This window comes from Flavobacterium sp. KH_035, assembly GCF_057839565.1.
Genome location: NZ_CM174492.1, coordinates 544927 through 569321 on the forward strand (window position 1 = coordinate 544927; position 24395 = coordinate 569321).

The window sequence follows — 24395 nt, forward strand, 5'->3', positions numbered from 1 at the left end:
TCCACCTGTGGATGTGTGTATTTTTAAAAAAAGGTATTTCTTTCATCTTTTATAACTATGGAAGAAGAAGTAATAGAAATAGTAATTTCCCAATTAGATTTTTATTTAATTGAAAAAGTCAGAGATATGAGAATTAATTCAATTCCTTATATTTCTCAAGTAGCTTTGTCGCAAAAATTAGATTTATCAGAAGGATTTGTAAGTAAAGTAGAAAACTTCAAACAAAGGGCAAGGTATAATATTCGTCTTGTTAACAGAATTGTCGACATATTTAACTTACAAACTTATGGAGATTTGTTCCCAGCAGAAATTATTAAGAATGATATCGTTAGAATAAAATTGTTTAAAAATACAAAGTCTAATTCCAAAAAAGTTGATGAAGAAATTTCAAAAAAGAAATATCAAGTAATTTCTACAATCCCATTAAGTGAGCAAGAATTTTTACTATGGAAATCAGATAAATTAGAATACCTGACCATTATAGAGTAAGACAATTATCTGTACTTGAATATATCTCAAAAAATAAGGTTTTCTAAAAATTACTTTCAGAAAACCTTATTTTTTTTAAAACGATTTCAAATATTATTTTAATACTTCTAAATCCATTATCCTATAAATAATGGCGACATTAATTGCTCTTTTCCCCATATTTTTAAATCCTATGATATAAGATCTATGTTACTAATTTCTAATCCATTAAATTAAAAATTTGATAACACTATTTATTTATTAAACTCAAAAATAGTTTTCCCATCATTAGTAAGTACAATATACGCATCGAATTTCTTTCCAGACTTACTCATCATACCTTTTATAAGAGAGGTACTTCCTTTATTGACTAAATTTTCTATGTTTTGTATACTTAGCTGAATTCCGCAAACATTACGAAACTGAATCCATTTGCAACTATCATCAGGGCATTTAACAAGCATATCTTTGATAAGCAATTCCTTGTTTCTACATCTGGGACAAATCAGGGCTGGCAAACCTTGAATTAATATGGAAGTATTAAGAAGTTCTTGAGTAATAGAAATCGCATAGGCTTCAATTTCTTTTTGAAATACATCAGAATCAATTTGATTATGTTCTATTTTTTCTAAAGCTAATTCCCATTCGCCAGTCATTTCTACATTTGCAATTTTCTTGTCTTTTACAATAGTATATACTTGTAACCCTTTTTCAGTTGGTATCAGGGATTTTTTTTGCCGTTGAATATACTTTCTGCTAAAAAGTATTTCTATGATAGCAGCTCTTGTCGCTGGCGTGCCTATTCCAATATTTTGTAACGCTTTTCGAGTGTCTTCACTTTCAATTTCCTTTCCGGCTGTTTCCATAGCCGATAAAAGCCCTGCTTCTGTGTATAATAAAGGAGGCTTCGTTTTTCTTTCCACTACAACTGTTTCTTGGATTTTAATTTCATCGCCAACTTTTAGTTCTGGCAGCTCCTGAATGTGTTCAATTTCATCGTCAAAAAAACTTCCTCTAATTGCACGCCATCCTGCCTGCATAATCTTGTTACAGCCTTTCAAAGAAAAATCATGATGTAAAACATGTAACGTTATATCAGTAATTTCTTTTATACTAGCCTCCGAAACCGCTTCTAATAACCGTAGCGCAATCATATCATAAATCGCATTTTCCTTAGCCGGTAATGCCGATGGGATTTTCTCTGTAATAAGCAGACCATGATGATCGGTTACTTTCAGGTCATTAACTATACGTTTATTTAATCGTCCACATTTTATTTTGGTAAAAGCTTCTTTACAAGTATCTCTGTTTTCCAATGCTCTGACCAAATTAGAAATTTCATCCCAAAGATCTTCCGGGATATATTTACTACCGGTTCTTGGATAGCTAATGAATCGCTTTTCGTACAGGCTTTGGGCAATAAAAAGGGTTTCTTCTGCTGAAAAGTTCAGCTTCTTATTGGCTTCTTTTTGCAGCCCGGTTAAATCAAAAAGAAGAGGTGGCTGTTCTGTAATTGTTTTGTTTTCTATGCTAGAAACATTGGCAGTTTTGCTTCGCTGAATGGATTTAAAAATAGAATCAGCTTGTTTTTTATCATCCCATTTCTTTTTGGAGAGGCTTATAAATTTAACAAACTCTTTTTGATGACTAAGCTCTATCTGCCAGTACTTCTTGATTTCAAAACTTTTGTTTTCCAAATATCGTTTACAGATTAACGCCAGCGTAGGTGTTTGTACTCTTCCTAATGTATAAATACTGCTGCCTGCAGAAATACTAAGTGCTTGTGAGGCATTGATACCTACAAGCCAATCGGCACGGCTTCTGGCTTGTGCAGCCAGATATAAACCATCAAAATCACTGCCTGGTTTTAGATTCTCAAATCCATGTTTTATGGCTTTATCAGTGAGAGAGCTAATCCACAATCGTTCAAAAGTTTTTTTACATTGCAGATATTCATAGATGTAACGGAAAATCAATTCTCCTTCACGTCCAGCATCGGTAGCTACAATGATACTGTCACAATTTTTTATTACCTGTCCGATGATTTTAAGCTGTTTTGCCGCACCAGCATCAGTAACATAGTTTTTCTCTTTTTTTATTTTTCTTACTTTCAACAAAAAAGGATTAGGTAATATGGGCAGGGCCTCCTTCTGAAAACCCGAAATTCCATAATCTTCCGGCATAGCCAACCCTACCAAATGACCCAAAGCCCAAGTTACCATATAACCATTTCCTGTAAAGAAACCATTTTCCTTATTTGTTGCACCTAATAATAGGGCTATTTCACGGGCCACACTCGGTTTCTCGGCGATTACTGCTTTCATATCTCAATGTTTTTATGTTTACATTTTTCTGCCTTTGCTCTTGGCTTGTGTGTTGTCTTGCTCTTGTTCTTCCTGTTGTTTCTTGCTGTCAGGCTCTTTTTGTCCTGATTTTAGCGGTTCAGTAATATTTTTGGTAGCCTCATTAGTTTTACCTTCTGAATTGACAGCTGTTTGGGTTTTATGTTCTTCAGCTGGCTGAACTTTCACACTGTTAGGATTGCTAAATGAAAAACCTGCTTTGCCTGTATCTTTATTGAAAGTCAGATACCCTTTGTATTCTTTACCTTGTTTATCTACCAATCCGTCTACATAAATGGTTTTCCCTGCTGCAAATTGTTCGTACTGTTGCTCACTGAGTTCTTTCCCTCTTATGGTTTTTGGAACTTCCTGATTTTGCTGTTGCTGATTGTTTTGGGTTTGACCAGTGATATGGGTTCTGTCAAATTGGAATTCGACATATCGTTTATCGGCGTTAAACTGTACAGTAGCATTAAATGGTTCTCCTTTTTTAGAGATCATACCTTCTATGTAAAGCGGTTTTCCTTCCAATAAGGTTTGTTTTTGCCCTTCATTAAGTTTGATTCCTTTAATTTCATCCGGAATTTTTATCTTCTCAACATGAAGAGCTACTAATTCATTGGTAAGTCTGTCTACACTAATGATTGAGGGAACAGGTTCTCCTGTTTTGAGATTAGTAAGGTCTACAACGCGCCCCATATTTCCGGTTTTAAGCAGGTTGTCCTTATCTTCTTTACTGAATTCATGACCGAAAAACGGAAAATTTAATGTTGGCTCTTTCCTTATACCGTGAATGGCAACCACAACCTGTCCTTCTTCATTTGATTGTAATGACAGCCTGGCATCCATTCGTGTGATAGCAGTTCCTAAATTAAGGCTGATTGGAACCAGCTCATTTGACTTGTACCCTTTAAGTAATGGTTCTAGCAGGTTCATTTTTTCGAGTTTTTCTTTGCTGAGTCCCAGATTGTTCATGGTATCCCAATCGATTTGTTCCGGTTTGAAACGATACTCGTTTGTTTCTGGTGTTGTTTGTGTTGTTTCCATGTTTTTTTGATTTTCTAATTTGTTATCTTTTTGTAATTCCATTTTAACTTCATGTTCGTTCATTAGCTTTTTACCTTCTGGTGTTGGATTATCAATCTGTTTTTGCATTTCTGCCGCAATATCAACAGCCAGAAGTTGTGGCACTTTGAAAAAATTGAAATGGGTCGGATTTTTTAGTTGGCTAATGAAATTGGAAAAGAAGTTGGAGAGGATATCTCCTTGTTTATCAACCCGCATAAATTGATTTTGATTTTTTTTATCAGCGGGAACTGTTTCCAATTCTCCATTTTTATCAATTCCTTTTACAGCCACAATTTTCATTTTTTCCTTGTCCAGAACCAGGAGAATATCACTTATCTGTTCCGGTCCTTCTTGTTTGGTTTTCTCTTGTTCGCTCATAATATATTTAGTATTGTTAAAGTGTGGTCGAAAGTAAACTAAGATTGAACAGGTCGGCACATCAGTTCTCCGACAGGCTTTATTTGTCCGGGATTGTCCTAATTTGTTTTCTCAGTGGAGCCGAAAAACTATCGCGGATGAATTGGTTTACATCTGATAATTTATAATAAAGTTTACCACTAATAGTGTAATATGGAAGCTTACCTGAGGATCGGTAACGCTGTAAAGAGCGAGAACTGACCTTGAGCATCATAAACAGATCCTGACTGTCCAGTAATTCTTCCCCATCAATAGCACTCTTTTGTTTCTGGGCATTTTCAAAGTGTTCACCTAGTATATCGAAGCGCTCCATTATACGCTCCATCCATGTCATAAATTCCATTCTGTCGATATTCATAATAGCTATATTTTGTCAATTACTAATTTTCGATTAATGATCTATGCAAAATTGGAACGCATTTACGGCATTTCCTGCCAAGCTTCGCCAATTGAAAAGTATGTTTTTGTAAATTTCTAGAAAATAAATAATTATCTGTTTATCAGTACTTTGTTGATTTTACAGCTCGGATTCTAATACTGTAGAAGTAATTATGCCAATGGGTAGAGATGGGCAAGTCCAATAAAAAAAGCAGTGTTTTGTTAACACTGCCTAAGCTTAAAATAACGTATGACCATTATAAATCTTTATCCATATACTGATCTAAAGAAGACTTGAGCTGGTCTAAAAATAAGGTGCGATCACCTGCACGTTCTTTCATACGGTGAAAGGCATGGTGAATATCCCCTAGTTGGATACGAAACACCATTTGAAAGATTAAGCTAATTTTGCGAATTCCAGTTTTTCCATTAGAAATTGCCCCGGATGTATAAAGTGCATAAATCAATTCTATCAGTGCATTTTTCGATTCTGTCCAGAAAACATCTTTTGTAGATTCAGCATTCTGCAAAACTATATCCGGCTTATCTACAGGATTAATTTTGATAATCAGGTAATTGTAGAGCAGTTCATCAGCTATGATACGGGAAACTTTGTAATCATAGTAAGTGGAAAATTGTGTATCAACTTCAAAAATAAAACTGTTTAGTCCAGTGTTTAGATTTATTCTTCCTAATTTAAAAAAATCATGGTCTCTATCTGTTCTCCCAGACCGATAGTACCGATAAAAATCAGAATTGCAAATATGTTCTTTGTATTCATTTTTCAAATGCTGCAACTCACCGGAAAAATATTTATAATACATTTTTCCTCCATTTACCGGGCAGGATGTTTCTATCCGGTAAACTTTATTATAGTAAATCAATTTTCCAAGTATTTGTGGCTTAATAATTCTGAAGAATTCGATTTCTTCATTTGATTCTTTAAAATGATGTTCCAAAACTTGCTTTTTCATACCTGATAATAAATCCTGCAGGAAAATAATCATACGATAGGACTCGTCTATTACATGCACGGATTCCAAACTGATTTCCTGTTCTTTCTTTACGATACTGTAAAGGACATCTTTGTAAGGGGATTGTATCATATTAATAGTATTAAGCAAACAATAATTCCACCCTTAGGCTCACTCAGTTCTTAGCCTTAAACGATATTCTGAGGGCGACATGAAAGTTGATTTTCTAAAAAAATTGCTAAAAGATGAGGAATTACAAAAATGTAATTCCTCAATAATCTGCAAAATGGTCAAGTCATCATTTTGAAGTAAAATTTTAGCTTCCAAAATAAGTGCCTCTTCGATAAACTGCTTAACGGTCTTATTGGTGACCTGCTGTACGGTTTTACTAAGGTGTCCTTTTGTTATTAATAATGCATCAGCATAAAACTTAACACTATGTTCCTGGGCACAGTGAAGCTCCACGAGTTCTAAAAATTGGAATACCAGCTTTTCCTTTCTGGTATGTTTTTCTTTTACATTACACGAATCTTTGCTGTATATTGAAGCAAGTACGTACAACAAAAGATTGAAACTAAGGGACAGTACTTCGTTATAAAATGGATATTCACTTGTTTTGTATCTTTTGTTTCCTGTCAAAGCGAACAAATCATTCAGTAAAAGAGAATCCTCATCCTTAAGATTTATTTTCGATGGACATTTTGCAATAAAAAATTCAAAGAAACCTATGTTTGGTTTTCGAATCGTATTCTTAAAGATAAAGCCTGGTGTAAAAGAAAGTAGGGAAATCTCCATTGTTTCACTCATCAATACAATCACGCAAGAAGTTCTAACCGGTATTACAAGCAGCTCACTTGGACACAAACAATACTCCACATGATTTGCCTGCAAAGTTATACATCCTGAATTTATCAAAATTATAATGAAGTAACTGCTATTAAAATATTGTTCCAGTGCAGCTTTCGAGGAAAACCTTTCAAACGTAAAGACCTTTAAGTCTGAATTCCGGTATAATAAACTTTTTTTTATCAAAACATTAATTTTAAACATTTGCTATGATAAACCCTGAAGAAAATTTTGGATCATTTTGTATCATGAGTCTTGACCGAACTATCGGACATTAATATCCACATCAAGGAAACGGACACAAATAATAAATTGGCAAGATTATCTGTAAAAAACAGAAAAGCCAGTGGTCGTATATTGCGGGTTTTAATCTCATTTATGGATGGGTAACCGATCATTTCATCAAACTTCGACATCTCATAAATGAAATAAAGCTCGATAAGATTAAAAATGATTAGAAACACACAAAAAATAGTTACGATCCTTTTTTCATTTTTTGGTGATATATACATGATTTTTCTTTTTATAAATTATTTTGAATAATTCCGGACAGCAAAGCCATTCTCACCGTTTTAAAAGTAACTTGATCAGTAGGAATAAAATCATCAACCTTGTTACCAACTGCTGTGTCCCAATCTTTATCCCCGCGCTTTTTTTCGTAAAAAAGGGAAGAACCTGCAATCGAAGATATAGCGAGTATGACACACTTATCTTCCGATGTATAGGAATTATCATTGTTAATGTTAGATTGATAAAGTGCTATTGACTGGAGCATACTTTCATAATCACCATTATTGAATTGCATAATGTTTTCAATAAAGTTTGACAGACTGGATTTCCCTGCTACTGTCATAGAAGGATTATCGACGTTTAATTCAAATAGTCCCTGTGATTGGTTTACTACATTTCTGATTACATCGATTGATGAATTGGTCAGGTTTAAATTACCCGTAGCCAATGATACTGTTGTATTGCCAGTGGGATGAATCGCCTGATTAATTGAAAGAATTGATTCAGCATCGAAATTACTTTGATCATAAAATTGTGATAGCAGCTGATCGATTTGCAGAGTAAGTGAATTTTTAGCGAAACTGGATACATTGGATTTACTCAGCTTAGAACTTGAACTCTCAAGGGAATTAATTTCTTTTAATTCGCTGTCAGCTGTAAAATCATTTGTACAGGAAATCGATAGAATTGTAATGGTAAGTACCCATAATGATAAATTTTTCATGATTAAATTTGTTAAATGTGAACGGCTACTTTTTTTTTCGCCAGTTCATTTCCCCGGGAAGCAGAACTTTTATTTAGCACGATGCCAAACATTTTTGCTTTTGAATTCGGGACAAAGCTAGAGGCTGGATTTCAGTCTCACAAAACATGTATTGTTGATTTTCGGAAAATCGCATATTGATTTTCCGAAAATAAATACCCTATTTTTTAAAAATATTCACCTCATTATCAATTGTTTATATTATATTTGATGTTCTTTTTTTTAGAAAAATTGCTCAAGAACATTTCTGAAAGACAAAACCCCTTTCTTTAGAAATTATCTTACAAGAAAATAGTATACACTTTATCTAAACCTATGATTAAAAAATATCTACTCATTTTTTTCCTATGCCTGGGAGATCAAATTACGGCACAAGAAAGTGCCTTTAAAATTCCGGACTCACTTTTAAATAGAGATTATGACTATCTCTATGACAGGATTGAGCAATTACAAGGTGATACTATCAAGCAGTCCTTGTATTTAAAATCGTTTTTATTAAAGTCGAAATCTGAAAAAAATTTCAAGGAAATCGTCAATGGATACAAAAATTACCTTCATCATTCACCTGATAAGTTAAAGCTTGTTTACGCTGACAGTATGATATTCAGTGCTAAGCAGTCTAAAAAGAACAATCTCATCGGTTCAGCTTATTTATCCAAAGGAATAGTTTACTATGGCTTGAAACAACATGATCAAGCCTTGGACAATTACCTCATTGCGAATGATTTTATTTCAAAGACTACAGACAACTATTTAATTTATAAAGTAAAGTATACGATAGGCCATATAAAATATTATTTAGGTTTTTATGATGAAGCCATATCGTTATTTCGGGAATGTGTTGCTTTTTTTGAAAAAGAAGATCCCAGAGGTTATCTAAACTCACTTCATTCACTTGGATTGTGCTACAACAGAATTGGGAATTATGGCTTATGTTCGGAAACAAATAAAAAGGGTTTGTTAGAAGGAAAAAGGTTGGGCCTCACTACGATGGATTCTTATTTTATTCATTCTGAAGGAATTAATCAATATGCGCTCAAAAATTATAGGGATGCTATCAAGCAAATCAACTATTCTTTAGCTGTTATAAAAGAAAAGAAGGACTTTGCAAACCAGGCTGTTGGTTATTTTTATATTGGTAAAAGTTATTGGCAGTTGAATGAACATGAAACAGCGTTGTCTTACTTTAAAAAAGTTATTCAGATTATTGAAGCTAAAAATTATATTAGGCCTGATCTTCGTGAGAATTATGAGTTGATAATAAGTTACTATAAGTCTAAAGACGATTTAAACAACCAGCTTTATTACATACAAAAGTTACTAAAAGTAGACAGGATCTTAGAAAGCAGGTATCGATATCTATCCAACAAGATTCATAAAGAGTATGACACCAAAAAGCTGTTGACAGATAAACAAAGTATAGAAAGTCTTCTTGCCAGAAGAAAGCACAATGATTTGATTCTGGGTTTGGTTATTGCTTTCTTATTTTTTTTACTAGTCTTTTTGTTATACAGGAATATTAACAATAAGCGTATTTATCGACAAAAATACGAAGAACTAATGACCAAAGGTAAATCCGCCAGAGTTGAAGAGAGACAAATAACCAGCGTAATTGCTGATATAAATCAGGATAAAATAAAATCACTGTTGAAGCAATTGGAAAAATTTGAAAAGGACGACAAATTCCTTGAGAAAGACTTGACTTCTAACAAATTAGCTGTAGTCTTTGGAACAAATGCAAAGTATCTATCAAAAATAATTTATCACTATAGAGGAAAAAAGTTCGTCGATTACATTAATGACCTCAAAGTAGATTATTTAATTTCTCTACTGCAAAATGATAAAGCGGTTAGAAAGTATTCCAATAAAGCTTTGGCTGAGGAAGTGGGATTCAGCAGTACACAAAGGTTCACCAACGCTTTCTTTGCGAGAACCGGAATGCCAGTTTCCTTTTTTATTCAGGAAATTAAAAAAGATGAAATGACTGATATAGATGAAAATATCGGATTTTAATTTGAAATCCTATAAAGCAATTTAATTAGGAGTTATTAAAAACTTTTTAAACCATTAAAATTGAAACTTCTTAAACATAATTAAACTTATTGTTGAATTTTCTTTATTATATTTTCACAGAACAATTAGAGCATCTTACTTTTAGAGTAATAACCTACATTATTATAGTTGTTAAACTTAAAAAATAGATGAATTCATAATTTTATAGCACATTTTATTATTTAACTCAAAAAATAGCCTTCAACAGATTAATCTGCTGTTTTATCGATTATTGAAATCATTTTTTTTGAATATTAATACATATATTCGCAAAAATTTTTGTGAATGAAAGTACTATTACACTTATTAATATTTTGCTCTTTTTTTAACGCTGCTCATGCACAAAATGAGACTAATATCACCTACGGATTAAAACTCGGAGGAATTTATTCTAAAATCAGTAATTTACCCGAAAGTATTAAAGGACGAGATAACACTTTTGATAATAGTGTTATGAAAAGCAAAGGTGGCTACGGAATCGAAGGTGGCTTCTTTTTAAACTGCAAACTTTACGATACACGTGTTGCCATTCAGCCTGAACTTTTATTCAGACAGTCTTCTCAAACTGTCAATTATCACGATACTACAGGCAAAGAATTTGAGTTAGGATTAAATTATTCCTATTTGCAGATTGGGGCTTTATATAAAGTATATCCTTACGAAGGTTTAAATTTAGGATTTGGTGCTTTCTACGGCATCAGTTTATCTCCTAACAATATTACTTATAAATCTAACGAAGCTGGCGGAATGTATGATGTTGCCACCAGGCAGTTCTATCAGGATGGTCTTGACGGCACAGACGATTTTTCATTGTGCTTTGCATTAGGTTACGAACTGCACGAAAGTATTCACTTCGATTTACGCTATTATCTAGGGGTCAAAGATGTGGTAAAAAGTAATGCATCTTCTTTTCAGTTTATCGAAAATCAAAACAAAAGTGGGGTATTTAGTTTTTCTTTAGGCTACAGTTTTCATCAATGGTAATTTCAATAAAAAACATGAAAAAAATTATTTTGCTAGTACTATTAGTAAGCACAAAATCGCTGTTTGCACAAGGTGACAGAGAGATAACATATGGTCTTTTTGGTGGCGGTATTTATTCTAAAATGTCAAATCTTCCCGATGTGATAGTACCGAAAGGTGTCTATGAGGGCTATACTTTAGAAGAAAAGGGTAAATTTGGAGGAACGGGAGGGGTCTTCATTAATTGGAAATATCCTTACGCCAAAGTGAGTATCCAGACCGAAATATCCTATTCGGGACAAAGTACAGATTTGAATTATGAAGATATCAAAGGATTAAAATACAAAATGACTTTTGGATACAGTTATATCAATGTCGGTGCACAATTTAAATACTATCCTGTTGAAGGGCTGTATGTAGGTTTTGGACCATACGTTAGTTTTAATATTGCGAGCGATAATATAAAATACACTTCTAATGCCCAGGAGATATTTGCTGATTCAGGCACTTATTTTGAACCGGATGCCAATGTGCAAAAAGTACTAAAAGAATCTCTTACCGGTAAAAATTATTTCTCTGGAATATTCTCTTTGGGCTATGAATTTAATTCGAATCTTTCCGTAGGAGCCCGCTACACTTTAGGTATTACAGATGCTTTAACAACGGAAGAAAATGGGCATCGTTACAGCGAAAATAAAAACAAAATCAATAGTATTTCATTAATTATTGGTTACTCATTTGACTTTGATGATCTGGCCAATTTCTAGGAATCGATTTCATTTTAAAACATAGAGAATTATGTATAGAAAGATTTTTTCAGCATTGGTTTTTATAAGTTTATCGGCAAGTAACCTGGTCTTTTCACAGCAAAAGGTATTGCCCGGAGCAGTCGAAGAACCATCTTTTTGGATTAAAACCCGAAACAACGCAGATGCCTATTACTGGGAAAGCCTTACTAAAAAGGAAGGGAAAATATCCCAAAAAAAACATTCTGGAGCCGCTTTTAATTTTAACCCGAGTATTGTTTTTGATACTGCTCAGGATTCCCTGATCCTGCCTTTGGGCATAGAAAGTAAAAGACGTCAGACCTTATTTATGGTTTACAAAGTAAAAGACAGTTTGAAAGAGCAATTTTTATGGACGATAAACGATCCTCAAAAAACACTTTCAGTTGCGACCAATAAACGTTTGGTGGATCTAAAAAAGTACTCCTATCAATCCTATCAGGAAAAAATAAAACCTCATAAAGCTAACATTCATTTTTTTCAACAGAATGTAACGGATAGTGTTGCAAAGTTATCGTCGTTAACGATTGGGCAAAAGTCTAAACATGAGAAATTACCTCCCGAAGAGTTTAAAGGAAATATAAGTGAAATTCTCGTTTACGAAAGGGTTTTATCAGGCAAAGAAAGCCAAAAAGTAGCGAGTTACCTCGGAATCAAATATGGAATTTCGCTCTCGCAATTTGAAAGTAAAAACTACCTCAACAGTCACGGAGAAACTATTTGGGATATCGACCATCATAAGAATTTTGATTCCTCCATTACCGGAGTTGGAAGAGATGATGCAAGCGGTTTGCTGCAGCTAAAGAGCAGCAACATGATCGAAGAAGGATTGTTGACGCTGGAGCTGAAAAGTAAATCGGGTACAATACCTAATAACTACTTTGCTTTTTGGAGTGATAACGGAAAAAATCTCTTGGTCAAAAAACAGGAACAGGGAGAGCCAATTGGTATTACAAGACAATGGCAATTGGATTTCACAAATCCAACAGACCTTAGTCTTGACTGGTCTTTTAACCCTGCCTTTATAAAAGGCACTTTACCCAAAGACACCTATTACTGGTTGTTGGTTGATTATTCCGGTAAAGGAACCTATGACGAAAAAGATTCAGAATATGTTCGTTTGGCAAGCACGTCAAGTACAGAAAAATTGGTTCTAAAAGATTTTAACTGGGACAAACAAAAATCAGGCAAAGCCAAATTTACGCTAAAGGTCGCGCCGGAAATGTTTAGCAGGGTCTGGATAACGGAAGCTACTTGTGGCGTATCAGGATCCGGTCAGTTAAATTATAGCATTGAAGGTGGCGAAGCTCCCTTTACCGTTACCGTTAAAAAAGACGGAAGCGATGTGGTTGTAAAGCAATGGAATCAGGCTGCAAAAAGCACTACAGGATTACAGCTTTCATCTGGAACTTATGATTATATTGTTCGTGACGCAAAAGGAAATTTATACTCGGAAACCGTTTTTGTAGCTGATAAGCAAGGAACATTCCCCAATTTAAAATCAGATTATTTATTGACAGGTGGAAATGCCATAACCCTTGATGCAAGTGCAGGTTTACCAGCAGGAAATTATGAATACCAATGGTTTTATGAAGGCGATTTTATAGACAATAATCCTAAAATTATAGTCGATCAGCCGGGTAATTACGAACTACGATTGGTAAATGGACAGGAATGTAAAACGGCTACCAAAATTGCCATCGCTTCTGATGGAAAAGAAATTACCGATTCGAGTATTATTATTTTATATCCTAATCCAACTACAGACGGTCATTTTTCTGTAGCTATGCAATACCCACAAAAGACCGATGTAAATATTAGTATTTACTCTCTAACAGGAGCTATTATAAAACAAAAACAACTTACTCAAATAGAAACTTATTTATATGATGATACGATCAATAGTTCATCAGGAATGTATCTAGTGTCTGTTAGTTCAGAATTTGGCACAAAAACTTTTAAAGTTATTGTGAAATAATTTAAACATAAACGATTTCCCCATAATCGATTAACCTGCTGTATGAAAAATAAAATTATAATACTGATATTTTTAATAGGTTCTTTTTTGTTTGCCGCCAATTTTGGAGGATATAACTTCAACTCTTTATTTTCTCAAAATACTTCGGAAAAAGAAACTGTCCTTTCCAAAACAGATTCGACAGGCATTATTAGAAACGAAATTAAAAATACAAAAACATTTTCGGCAGATATTGCAGAAGGAATCATTGGTGTTGCTAATGCTTCTGATGTGGATGATGCTTATGATAACGTTTTTCATCTTAAAGTAAATGCTTTACCTGAAAATGGAGAAAGTGCTTATCTTGAATATGAATTATACGGATATGATCAGGCCGCTTCGATTTCTAGAAGTTTAAACAATCAGCCCAGTATTGGAGGGCAATTTTTATCGGTAAATAAAAACTGGACCAAACAATCGGAGTTGCTTTCTGAAAAAGCATTGCGCTCCGGCGATAACGTTTTGTTGTTTACGGCTCCGGAAGGTATTTCGAATTCTTATAAAATCAAGAATGTTAGAATTGTATATAAATCGGCAATTTCTTCTACTGATTTTACCTTATTGAAATCGGAAAACAAACTATATATCAAAGGAACCAATTTCCCTTCTCAAATAAAAAAGATGACTATTGGCGGAATTGCAATTGATGTCAATCAGCCTGAATTTGAATTGGTTTTGGATGCTGCAACAGTTGGAAATTCAATTGTGGTTACGAAAGAAACTGCGACCGGACTTATCACCAATGAAAAATTAGATTTGAAGCATTTTTCAAAAGTAGACAGTTTCAGACCTATAGAAAATGCAAAAGAGCGCATTTTCAAAACACTTAATTTTCAAACTGAAAACAAATTAACATACAAAGATTTTTTAGCTGCTTTTCCGGTTGGAGCTTTAAAAAACAATGTAACGGTATCGATTAGCGGTTTACGTAAAATAGACATAGCACCGCTAAACTCAGCAATGGTCAATGTTACCGGAACCAATGCAGGTTTCAGGTTATTGCCACACGGAACTATCTTCGAGAAAGCCGTAACCTTATCATTGCCATACGACAAAAAAACAATCCCGGAAGGTTACACAGAAAAAGACATCAATGTTTTTTATTTTGATGAAAACAAAAGATTATGGCAAGAAGTAACCAAGGATTCACTGGACATCAAACAGGGAATCATTAAGGCGAAAACCACTCATTTTACTGATTTTATTGCCGGAATTATAAAAATGCCGGAATCTCCCGAGACTTCCGGTTATACGCCAACAAGCATAAAAGATTTAAAAGCGGCAAGTCCGTTAGTGGGAATTCAGTCTATAGCACCACCTTCTGCCAACGGAAGAGGAACTGCAAGTACTGGGTTTTCAATAGTGATACCAAACGGACGTAGCGGTATGCAGCCATCATTCAACCTGCAATACGACAGTGATGGCGGGCACAGCTGGGCTGGTATAGGCTGGGATATTTCGGCTCCGGCAGTAAGTATTGATACCCGTTGGGGAGCTCCTCGTTATGATGCAGCACAGGAAACCGAAACATATACCATTGGCGGAGAACAATTAATCCCTAATTCCCACAGAGCGGAATGGGTTGCCAGAACAACTGACAAACAATTTTATCCGAGACGTGAAGGTGCTTTTCAGCAGATTATCCGCAAAGGATCCTCTCCAAAAAATTATTATTGGGTCGTAAGGGATAAAAGCGGTGTTGCAAGTTATTACGGAGGAACTGCTTCAGGTCTTGCAGCGAATGGAATTTTACAAGACGGATCTGGAAACATCGGGCATTGGGCACTATGTTTTCAAATCGATTTAAAAGGAAATACTGTTGAATACGAATACGATAAGAAAGACGGGGAACTCTATCTTAAAAAAGTCTATTACACCGGTTTTGGTAGTACAAAAGGGAATTACAATGTTACTTTTATAAAAAATAGTGATTTAGGTGAAGCCAACCGCCCTGATGTTCAGGTTTCTGCCCGATTAGGTTTCAGACAATTGAATAATCAGTTGTTACGGAAAATCGAAGTACGCTACAAAAGCGATATGGTTCGCAGTTATGAACTGAATTATAAAGAAGGGGCTTTTAAAAAGACCTTATTGAAATCAATTTCAGAATACGATTCTGAATCCAAATTATTCTATACCAATACAATGGATTATTTTGATGATGTACGTGATACATCCGGGAAATACAATCCGTTTGGACCAGAGCAAAACTGGAGCGTGCCGGGAGATAATCTGGTCAATACTGCTATTCCATCATATAATGATATTTTATTTTCAGGACATCATTCCTTAGTGAGCAGTTCTGAAGGGTCTAATATTGGTATCAATTATCGTATTGGAGTTGGATTTGTCGGGCAAACCGGTAATCTAAAACCTTTTACTGTTGGAGGTCATGGTGGAAATGGATGGGGAACATCAGACACAGCCGTGCTCATGGAAGATCTAGATGGAGATGGTCTGCCTGATAAAGTATTCAAAAATAAAAATGGGGTTTTTTACCGAAAAAATTTATCTGCAAGCGGTCAGAATTCTTTTGGAGAGATGCAGGAAATCAATATTAGTGATGTTGGATATTCTAAATCTACATCATTTAATTGGGGTGTCGATTTGAATTTAAAGTTTGCCAATATCGGATATGATCAGCAACGTTCTACCAGTAAAACAAAAATCTATTTTATGGATTTTAATGGTGACGGACTAATAGATTACGTGCGCAACGGACAGGTTTATTACAATAGATTGGTAAACGGAGTTCCAACTTTTAAACCTAGCAGTTCGGGAACGCCATCACCTGTTTCAGGAGGCGGAAACGTTACAATTTCAGGAACAACAACACTGTCGATAGAAGAAATAGAAAAACAAAATCCGCTACATGATGTAGTCCGTATGTGGGAGGCTCCTGTAAAGGGAATAATTTCAGTTTCACATGAATACCAGTTAATCAAAGAAACTACTCCCGAACAAATTAAAGCACGTGCAGAATATGTAAATAATGCAGGAGATGACAAAGCAGATGGTGTACGTCTATATTTTCAAAAAGGAACGCAATTACTATGGGATGAGGCTATAATTGCAACAGATCATGACATTAAAACGAAACAGAATAACGCAATTTCTGTAGAAAAGGGAGAACGTTTATATTTTAGGGTAAGTGCTGTAAAAGATGGAAATTTTGATACGGTTATCTGGGATCCGATTATTACTTATTCTCTAGTAAAACAGTTCGACAGAGATAGCAATAATAATTTAGTTACAACCGATTTTAATGTTCCTGTAACTTTAAAAGATGCCAACTTATATTCGTTGTCAGCCTATAAAGCAAGTACAGATTTTTTTAGCAGTAATAACACATCAAAAGTAATTCCGGTAGCAGGAACAGTTTCCTTTAAAGGAATCCTAAATAAACCTGTTACATCGGATCATATTCGACTGGTAATTACCAAAACCTATTTGGGGCAAACGAATCCGCCTGTAATTGTATACCAAAAAAACTTTTGGGCAAATGATGTTGCGACTTTTGATTTAGCGTCTGTAAACCTGCCTTCCTTTGAAGCAGATACGCAAGTAACATTATCTTTAGAAACAGATACGAACATCAACTGGCAGACCATTTCATTTGCACCGACTATTACCATTCCCTCTTACCCGGGTACACCAATCGAAGAAGTACCAATGGAAGTGAATCATTTATTATATAATAAAAGAGAAGGAAATTACAATATACCAGGCGTTACTTCAACAGTTAATGGAAAAGTGAAACTGAATATATTGCCTCAGGATTTGATTTTGGCATCTGCATTTCCTCCGGGACCAGTTAATAGTTATAATGGAGAAGTGATTATTTCAGCAAAACAAAACAATGTTTTGTTGGCACGTAAACGTTATCAGCTTACATCAGGAACGCTAATAGAAGTTATCAATGCTTTTGATAATGCAGTAGTATATCCCGATGCAGCAGCAGGAATTCCAATTCAGTTAGAAACTACAGTTTCAAATCCACTGTCTGTAAATATTCTGAGAAATTATCCAAAAGTAAATGCACTTAATATTCAGGTTCAGGTGACAGACTTAAAAGATGTGACAGATCTTACAGATGACGTCATATGGAATGCTGTTACAGATGATTTTGCTGTTTACAGCCTTTTAAATCCTGATGAAAGAACTTTAGGATTGTACCATAGAAATTGGGGTGGATTTGTAATTAACGGAACCCTCGCTTCGAATATTATAGATCAGACCAAACTAAAACAATCTGACGCATATGCTACAGAGCCGGATGTAAATAACACCGATCCAGAAAATTATGATGGCAAAGGGTATGAAGTTTCAGAGAACTATTTTGTATCTCTAAACCCATCTTATACAAAAGTAAAATGGGAAGGTCTGGAAGAAACGATTTATATAAAAGGAGCAGTAATAGGAACTTCAAGGCTTGGAGAAGATGATATTGCAGATTATACTGATTTTTCTTTACCTAAATTAGACGGAGGAAGTACATCGGCACTGGACATGATTAGCGAAAGTAAAAGTAAAAGTATTGCTGCCGGAGTTAATGCAGGCCCTGCTAATATGGGATTTAGTAAATCTATCGATGGAGATTCCTATGTAACCCAAACCATGGGGGATTTTAACGGGGACCGATTTCCGGATTATATCAGGGGAAGCAATGTGCAATTAACCAAACCCGCAGGAAGTATTTCTCCTGAAGTACTAGATCTGGGAGATAATTTCAGCCATGCCGAAACAACATCAGAGGGACCGAGTTTTGGAGGAGGTTACAGTCACGGTCAAGCCCAAACTTCTGGAGCTCTGGTAATAGGAAAAGAAGCAACCTTAAGAAGAAATGCGCAATCTGCAGCTGATAAAGAAGCAGATAAAGCAAAGAATATGCTTTCTGTAAGTGCCTCTCAGGGTTATGGTACAGATAAAGCAAAAATGATCCATGCTGATATTAATGGTGATGGACTACCAGATAAAATAACGGATGAAGGAACAGTATTATTGAATACCGGATATGGTTTTTTATCAGCAGAAAATTGGAACAACAACGGACTTAATGCAGGAACTTCTACCGACTGGAGCGTAGGTTTAGGTTATAATTTTAATGCAGGTTCTATTACTGCCGGAGGGAATTATGCACGTTCAACCGCAAATGGTAATAAGTCCTTTATGGATATTAATGGTGACGGACTCCCTGATAAAATTGAGTATGTACTGGATAAAATGATCGTATCCTTAAATTTAGGAGGATCTTTTGATACGCCTATCACATATCCTACATATTCTGAAATGAACCAGAATAAAAGTGTGAGTTATGGTTTTAATGCAGGTTATTCTTATGACATTCCTATTTGGTTACTGCGTCTTACGCCATCATTAGGAGCCAGTAAAGGATGGAGTACTTCTCGTTCCGAAGCTACTTTTATGGATATCGACGGAGATGGAAATACTGATTATGTCATCTCTACAGACGAAGATAATTTGAAAGTACGCCTGTCCAACATAAAAAGAACTAACAAACTAAAAAGCGTAACTAATGGTGCTGGAAACAGCTATGTATTAGATTATTATCTTACTAAGCCAAGTTATGAAAATCCTTCAGCTAAATGGGTCTTACAGTCTTTAGATGTTTTTGACGGACATATTGGCGACGGTATCGATCATTCGATTGCCAAATTCAGATACGAAGAGGGTTATCAGGATCGTCGTGAAAGGGAGTTTTATGGTTTTGGGAAAGTAATTCAGGAACAGATTGATGCAGCTGATAATTCGGTCTTTTCAACTATAGTTCAGGAATTTTACAATCAGGACTATTTCAGAAAAACCCTTTTGAGACATTCTTATTCGTTGGATAAAAACAACAAAATACGTCAGGAGTCAGAAAACAAATATAGTTTTATTGATGTCGCTAGTCAGACAAATGTTCCCGTATCAGAGTTGAATTTACCTTCATGCGATGCCAAACGCATTTTTGTAGGCTTGATTCATACCAATCAAAAAATTTATGAAGGTGGTAGTGATTATCTAGAAACCAACACCTTTAATAAATATGATGCCAACGGAAATATAATTCAGTACGAAGATTTAGGAAATGGTACTGCTGTTGATAAAATAACCGCAAAAATAACTTATTACGAAAGTACAACTCCTTATTTTGGCGGAATTCCAAAACAACTCGAAGTTTTTACTACCGAAGGCTTAAGACGTAAAAGAGCCACAACAATAAATACCACAACAGCCGAAGTTACCCAGATTAAAAATTATAGTGCAGCAGATAAAATTGCAATTACTGACATTACTTATGATGCGTATGGAAACATACAGAAAATTACAGGTCCTGCCAATCATAAAGCACAGCGTATGACTTTGGAATATGTTTTTGATGCAGAAAATCATCAATACATGACCGAAATCAAAGATGCTTTTGGGTATCAAAATAAAATGGAATATAATTATCGTTTTGGTGTTCCGGTAAAAACGACAGACCGTAACGACCAGAGTAATATTATGACACTTGATGCGAAAGGACGTGTTGCAACTTTAAAAGGACCTTATGAAATTGCTTCGGGTAAACCATATACCATTGCGTACGACTATTTTCCGACAGCAAAAGTACCGTATGCCAAAACAAGAAATTACGATCCTGAACTCGATAAAGACATCGAAATTTATACGTATACAGACGGACTAGGAAGAACTTTGCAAGTTAAAAAAACAGCGAGTTTATTTACTACAGCCGGAAGCCCGGATAAGGAATCACATATTGTATCAGGAAAAGTAATTTACGATGGATTAGGAAGATCAACAATCAGTTATTACCCGACCACAACAACTACTATAGATGCAGATTTTAGTACGGCTATATCAACAGTGGCACCAACTAAAACAGAATATGATGAGGTAGGGCGTGCGGTAAAAGTTACTTTGTCGGATGGAAGTACCAATACCACAACTTTCGCTTTAGGCGATTATGACGGAGTCCCTGCATTGCATACGACACAAACAGACGCTTTAAACAAAACAAGCCAGACTTATACTGATGCAACAGGACAAAACATGGCCAGTTTGCGAAATGATTTGCTAACCAAGTTTGAAACCAACGCATTGGGTGAAATGATTAAAGTAACCGATGCCATGAATCATATTACCAAAAGCAGTTACGACTTGCTTGGTAGGCGTGTTGAGTTTACGCACCCAGATGCAGGAACAACTACTATGCAATATGATTTGGCAGGCAACTTAATCTCTAGAATTACACAAGATATTAAAAATACGGTACCAAATGGAGGATCGATACAATACGAATACAATTTTAATAGACTAGAGTCTGTAAAATATCCTAAAAACCCACAAAATAATGTACAGTACAATTATGGCAAAGCCGATGGAACAGTAGCGCGCCGAGGCAGATTGTGGTTTGTACAGGATGCTAGTGGCGGACAGGAATTCTTTTACGGAAAATTAGGCGAGATCGAAAAAGAAATTCGAACGCTTCGTATTACGCCAACCGATATTCAGACCTATATTTCGCAGTACGAGTACGATACCTGGAACAGAATTCAGAAAATGACCTATCCTGATGGTGAGGTGGTGGAATATACCTATAACCGCGCTGGAAATCTGCAAAGTATGCAGGGTAAGAAAGAAAGTCATACCTACGATTACATCAAACAGTTAAGTTATGATGAGTTTGAACAGCGTAAATATTTAAAATACGGTAACGGTACCGAAACCAATTATATCTATGACGATGTAACACGCAGATTACAACAATTGCAGGTAAAAAGCGGTACAAGACAGGTAATGAATAACAGTTATAGTTATGATTTGGTTGGAAATGTTCTAGGTATAAAAAACATTGCTCCAATCGTAAACAATACATTGGGTGGAACATCAAATCATGAATACCAATACGATGATTTCTACCGATTAAAATCGGCTAAAGCAACCTATCAGGGGGAGTTTACCAAGGCAAGTTATGAGCTGAATATGAGCTATAACAAAATGCATAATATTACTAAGAAAGATTTAGTTCACACGGTAAACAACGAGCAAAAAGGTTATGTACTAGATTATAATTACGATAACGAACTGCATCCTAACGCTCCAAACAGAATTGCTGAAACAGGAAAAACCGAACCAAGAGAATACGTGTACGACGGAAATGGAAATCCAACGAGTTATACGGAAGAAAAGGGTTTCAGAAAAATGACCTGGGATGAAGAAAACCGTTTGTCAGGAATTAATGATAACGGAAGAATTCACCAATTTACATATGATGCCTCAGGAGAACGTGTAATCAAAAGTTCTGGCGATTCTCAAAATGTTGCCATCAATGGTGAAACGGCAGCCACGATAGTACATACCGATGATTATACAGGTTATGTATCTACTTATTTTGTAATAAGCAAAGGAAAGTTTACCAAGCATTATTTCGAAGGAGCAGGAAGAATCGTAAGCAAATTAGGGAATGGATCATTTGCCCAGCCACTAAAATTGACTGCAGGTGGAGTAAATTACGGGAAATTAACTGCCGAACAGCAGAAGGCCTTAGATAATTACGTTAAAGGTTTAGGCGTTCCACCGGGACCACCAACACAACAAGGAATATATGCAACACCAGAATTTACAGGCGATCCTTACCCGAGTGAAGCACTTAAACCAGTAGAGGAAAATCAGGAACCACCGGAAGGCTGGCCGCGAAATCCTATTTTTAATGAACCGGGCGATGTGCCGGGACCGCCTGTACAATTTGGCCCTCCCGTTGAACCTGAAATTGTAAAATCCGGAGAAGGATTTACGGGAATTGGCTTGCCGGAAAATGATATTTTTTATTTTCATCCTGATCATTTGGGAAGTACTTCGTATATTACAACTAAAAACGGAAGCATAAGCCAACATGTTGAATACATTGCTTTTGGGGAGGTTTTGTTTGAGGAGCATAGTTCGTCATTTAGTTCACCTTATTTATTTAATGGAAAGGAACTCGATAGGGAGACCAATCTGAGTTACTATGGGGCGAGGTATTTGGATATGAAGAGTTCGCTTTGGCTGAATGTAGATCCTCTTGCAACATATAATCCTATATTTGAAAACGAGTTTTATTTTGATGGAGATCATAACGGAGGGATTTATAACAATAGTAATTTAAATAGTTACGCATATTGTTATCAAAATCCTATAAAATATGTTGATCCCAATGGAAAGCAAAATGAAACAGTAGATCAATTTAGAACAACTAGGTCTGAAACAGAAAGATTAGTAAATAGGACTTATGTTGACGTAGAATCAACACCAAGAGGATTTAAATTTAATAGAAGTCCAATCGTTAATGTCATTAGAGTGCTTGTTGAAGCATTTAATATAGCTCAAAATCAGTCACCGCTTGATAGAATGGAATCGCTCCAACTGTTGGCTAAACCTAATTATGCAACAACAAAGCATTATCAATTATCTAGTGCATTTGGTATTTCTAACGAATCATTAACTGAATTAAAAAATAAATCAAAAAATAAATCTCCAGACGGTTCGTATACTATCATTTACGAAAATGGAAAAAAATATCATGGTAAAGGACCAATAAGTAGAATGGCAGAATCCGCATTACGATATACTACAAGTGATAATGAAGTCAAATCTTTGGATTGGAAACCTGCCAAAAATGCAAGAGAAGCTTTTAAAGATGAACATACCAGAATGCAAACAGATAAGAATGATATTAATCCACAAGGTTATACAAACCCGGTTAATTATAACATTAGACAATCTCCGGGTTATAATTATAAATTACAAGATGGAGAAAGCGTAGAATAGAATAATTTAATAAAATAATTTGAAAATGAATTTTAATATATACAAATGCAGCTTTAAGGGAGACACTTTTATTAAAGTAACATCTGATCAATTTATTGAGCATAAATTGCAACAAAATCATAGAAAAAAAAGTGATTTAGAGATTGATTTACAGAAAGATGATCCAAAGGGTTATAACGATTATTTAGCAGAGTTATATGATCCTAATAAACATTTAGAAGTTTTTTATGAGACAATATCCTATGACGGAACATTAAAAGAAGATATATCTGTTTTTAATCATAAAATAGCGCATTTAAATTTTTATAATGTGTCTTTTATGGATGCAAAACTTGATGCGGTCTATTTTTCCAATTTGTATTTAGTTAAACAAATGTATGTGAATGGTGTGTCTAAAGGAAATATAGATTTTTTAAAATTTATTAATTTAGAAGCTGTTTCTATTCTAAAATGGAATGAAAAAATAAAGCTAGTAAATAATAGTTCTAATTTAAAATCTTTAATTGTTTGGTATTATAATCCAAAAAGCAAATCTTTAAATGATTTATTAGGAGAACTAAATAGTATAGAATATTTAGAACTTAACTTAACGAATATTGAAAGTTTGGATGGAATAGAAAAACTGCAAAACCTTAAAATTATTAAAATTAATTATGGAAGGAATCTGAAATCCGTAAAGGCTTTAAATTCCAACAAGAAGTTAGAATTAATTTATTTAAACAATTGTAAAAAAATGGAAGACTTTGATTCTTTAGATGAAAGAGAAGGATTAAAAATTCAAAATTTAAAATTACCAGGATAAAAATTGGGGAGGTATTTACCCATACTATGGCTTGGATTGAAAAGATTTAAACACTAATAAAGGCAATCAAATTGATTGTCTTTATTATATTAATTTGAAAAATGAATTTTAATATATATAAATGCCAAGCTCAAAATCGTAAATATTAGTATTGAAACTGATGAATCTATTGAAAGTTTTTTAGAACAAAATACTAG

General features: G+C 34.7%; 13 protein-coding genes. 7 read left to right on the forward strand and 6 right to left on the reverse strand.

Annotated elements, in window-relative coordinates:
- Positions 1-57 precede the first annotated feature (57 nt).
- Positions 58-489, forward strand: a complete 432-nt coding sequence (locus tag AC3IS6_RS02590; protein WP_489163343.1) for a hypothetical protein — start codon at positions 58-60, stop codon at positions 487-489.
- Positions 490-722: 233 nt separating this feature from the next.
- Here AC3IS6_RS02590 and AC3IS6_RS02595 read toward each other — a convergent pair whose 3' ends face one another.
- From AC3IS6_RS02595 to AC3IS6_RS02620, 6 genes are all read right to left on the reverse strand, one after another.
- Complete coding sequence (locus AC3IS6_RS02595; protein ID WP_489163345.1) at positions 723-2792, reverse strand: type IA DNA topoisomerase; 2070 nt, start codon at positions 2790-2792, stop codon at positions 723-725.
- An 18-nt stretch (positions 2793-2810) separates the two neighbouring features.
- Positions 2811-4256, reverse strand: a complete 1446-nt coding sequence (locus tag AC3IS6_RS02600) for a DUF3945 domain-containing protein (protein WP_073411099.1) — start codon at positions 4254-4256, stop codon at positions 2811-2813.
- Positions 4257-4335: 79 nt separating this feature from the next.
- On the reverse strand, positions 4336-4653 hold the full coding sequence (locus tag AC3IS6_RS02605; protein WP_149207351.1) for a helix-turn-helix domain-containing protein: 318 nt from the start codon (positions 4651-4653) through the stop codon (positions 4336-4338).
- A 277-nt stretch (positions 4654-4930) separates the two neighbouring features.
- Positions 4931-5779 (reverse strand): RteC domain-containing protein, encoded by an 849-nt coding sequence (locus tag AC3IS6_RS02610; RefSeq protein ID WP_073411095.1) that lies wholly within the window; start codon positions 5777-5779, stop codon positions 4931-4933.
- Between the two features lie 39 nt (positions 5780-5818).
- Positions 5819-6442 (reverse strand): helix-turn-helix domain-containing protein, encoded by a 624-nt coding sequence (locus AC3IS6_RS02615; protein WP_162268776.1) that lies wholly within the window; start codon positions 6440-6442, stop codon positions 5819-5821.
- A 574-nt stretch (positions 6443-7016) separates the two neighbouring features.
- Positions 7017-7727, reverse strand: coding sequence for a hypothetical protein (locus AC3IS6_RS02620; protein ID WP_073411089.1), 711 nt, complete (start codon positions 7725-7727; stop codon positions 7017-7019).
- 354 nt (positions 7728-8081) lie between these two features.
- Between AC3IS6_RS02620 and AC3IS6_RS02625 the strand changes: the two genes are divergently transcribed.
- The 6 genes from AC3IS6_RS02625 to AC3IS6_RS02650 all read left to right on the forward strand — a co-directional run bounded on the left by AC3IS6_RS02625 (position 8082) and on the right by AC3IS6_RS02650 (position 24198).
- A complete protein-coding gene (locus tag AC3IS6_RS02625; protein WP_073411079.1) occupies positions 8082-9779 on the forward strand; it encodes an AraC family transcriptional regulator in 1698 nt (565 codons plus the stop codon).
- Between the two features lie 324 nt (positions 9780-10103).
- Positions 10104-10802 (forward strand): outer membrane beta-barrel protein, encoded by a 699-nt coding sequence (locus AC3IS6_RS02630; RefSeq protein ID WP_489163348.1) that lies wholly within the window; start codon positions 10104-10106, stop codon positions 10800-10802.
- 14 nt (positions 10803-10816) lie between these two features.
- A complete protein-coding gene (locus tag AC3IS6_RS02635; RefSeq protein ID WP_489163349.1) occupies positions 10817-11548 on the forward strand; it encodes an outer membrane beta-barrel protein in 732 nt (243 codons plus the stop codon).
- A gap of 31 nt (positions 11549-11579) precedes the next feature.
- Positions 11580-13544: a T9SS type A sorting domain-containing protein gene (locus tag AC3IS6_RS02640; protein ID WP_489163351.1), complete on the forward strand. Its 1965-nt coding sequence runs from the start codon at positions 11580-11582 to the stop codon at positions 13542-13544.
- 42 nt (positions 13545-13586) lie between these two features.
- Entirely contained in the window at positions 13587-23396 is a 9810-nt protein-coding gene (locus AC3IS6_RS02645; RefSeq protein WP_489163353.1) for a SpvB/TcaC N-terminal domain-containing protein, read from the forward strand.
- Positions 23397-23421: 25 nt separating this feature from the next.
- Positions 23422-24198: a hypothetical protein gene (locus AC3IS6_RS02650; RefSeq protein WP_489163354.1), complete on the forward strand. Its 777-nt coding sequence runs from the start codon at positions 23422-23424 to the stop codon at positions 24196-24198.
- Positions 24199-24395: the final 197 nt, after the last annotated feature.

Bases quoted from the DNA above. Each gene is read 5' to 3' on its own strand.
- AC3IS6_RS02645 (WP_489163353.1), top strand. From the start codon at position 13,587: ATGAAAAATAAAATTATAATACTGATATTTTTAATAGGTTCTTTTTTG.
- AC3IS6_RS02610 (WP_073411095.1), bottom strand. From the start codon at position 5,779: ATGATACAATCCCCTTACAAAGATGTCCTTTACAGTATCGTAAAGAAA.
- AC3IS6_RS02590 (WP_489163343.1), top strand. From the start codon at position 58: ATGGAAGAAGAAGTAATAGAAATAGTAATTTCCCAATTAGATTTTTAT.
- AC3IS6_RS02615 (WP_162268776.1), bottom strand. From the start codon at position 6,442: ATGGAGATTTCCCTACTTTCTTTTACACCAGGCTTTATCTTTAAGAAT.
- AC3IS6_RS02600 (WP_073411099.1), bottom strand. From the start codon at position 4,256: ATGAGCGAACAAGAGAAAACCAAACAAGAAGGACCGGAACAGATAAGT.
- AC3IS6_RS02630 (WP_489163348.1), top strand. From the start codon at position 10,104: ATGAAAGTACTATTACACTTATTAATATTTTGCTCTTTTTTTAACGCT.
- AC3IS6_RS02625 (WP_073411079.1), top strand. From the start codon at position 8,082: ATGATTAAAAAATATCTACTCATTTTTTTCCTATGCCTGGGAGATCAA.
- AC3IS6_RS02605 (WP_149207351.1), bottom strand. From the start codon at position 4,653: ATGAATATCGACAGAATGGAATTTATGACATGGATGGAGCGTATAATG.
- AC3IS6_RS02620 (WP_073411089.1), bottom strand. From the start codon at position 7,727: ATGAAAAATTTATCATTATGGGTACTTACCATTACAATTCTATCGATT.
- AC3IS6_RS02635 (WP_489163349.1), top strand. From the start codon at position 10,817: ATGAAAAAAATTATTTTGCTAGTACTATTAGTAAGCACAAAATCGCTG.
- AC3IS6_RS02650 (WP_489163354.1), top strand. From the start codon at position 23,422: ATGAATTTTAATATATACAAATGCAGCTTTAAGGGAGACACTTTTATT.
- AC3IS6_RS02595 (WP_489163345.1), bottom strand. From the start codon at position 2,792: ATGAAAGCAGTAATCGCCGAGAAACCGAGTGTGGCCCGTGAAATAGCC.
- AC3IS6_RS02640 (WP_489163351.1), top strand. From the start codon at position 11,580: ATGTATAGAAAGATTTTTTCAGCATTGGTTTTTATAAGTTTATCGGCA.